The sequence below is a fragment of the Streptomyces apricus genome, from assembly GCF_008369065.1.
In the GTDB taxonomy this organism is placed as follows: domain Bacteria; phylum Actinomycetota; class Actinomycetes; order Streptomycetales; family Streptomycetaceae; genus Streptomyces; species Streptomyces apricus.
On the sequence record NZ_VDFC01000254.1, the window covers coordinates 1 to 898 of the forward strand.

At 74.9% G+C, this 898-nt stretch carries 1 protein-coding gene; it reads right to left on the minus strand.

Translation table 11 applies throughout. The features are described 5' to 3' along the window. Positions 1 to 789, minus strand: a 789-nt coding sequence (locus FGF04_RS39530) for a hypothetical protein (protein WP_328596519.1), incomplete at its 3' end; no start/stop codon positions are given. Positions 790 to 898: the final 109 nt, after the last annotated feature.

Here is an 898-nt window from a genome sequence, read left to right on the forward strand (position 1 = left end):
GGCCAGGACCAGGACGGTGGTCCCGGCGGCGAGGAGGAACAGCGCGCCGACCGCCGCGGCGAGGACGACGCGGGGGGAGGACAGCCCCGTGCCGGCCAGTTCCTCGGCGAACGGCAGCCCGTCCGGTACGGCGTCGGCGGCGCCGCGGGGGTCCCGTTCCCGGACGCCCGCGTCACCGCGCGGCTCGCTGCCCGTCTCCTTCCTCCGGCCCTCGCCCTGCCCTCCGCCCTTGCTCCCGGCGATGCGGAAGCGGTAGTCGTCGGACTGCCCGACCCAGGAGCCGTCGTCCGCCTGGCGCTGCACGACGGCCGCGTTGGCGACGACGTCGTTGGCCACCGCGTCCGAGGTGACGGCGAGCCGCACCCTGACGGAGAGGGTCTGTCCGGGCGCGACGGTGAACCCGGCGAAGCCGGAGCCGGTGTCGTCGTCGGAGCCGAGGACGCCGATGTGCTCGTCCTCGTCGGTCCGCTCGAAGGTCACGGGGTGGGGCCGGTCCCCGACGTAGAACTCCAGCAGGAGCTGGTCCGCCGTCAGCGCGCGCCGGTCGTCCACCAGGACGACGACGGGGTGGATGCGGTGGCAGGTGGCGCCGGTGGTGTTGGTGAGGTCGATGTACCAGGTGCGGTACCCGCCCCCGGCGTCGTAGGTGTCGGGTCCGCCGTGGATCCGGGTCCGCACGGGGAACTCCCGGTCCCCGGCCTCGGCGCATCCCGGCAGAGGGGCCCGCCCGGTACCGCCGGCCACGGGGACGGCCTGCGCGACACGGTCGGCGGCCTGGGCGACGGGCACGGCCGGTACGGCGGTGAAAGCGGCTGCGGCAGTAACGGCAAGGGACACGGGCTTGCTCAGTCGCATAAACACAGGACCCTGCCACGCCTACCCCCACCCCCACCCCAGC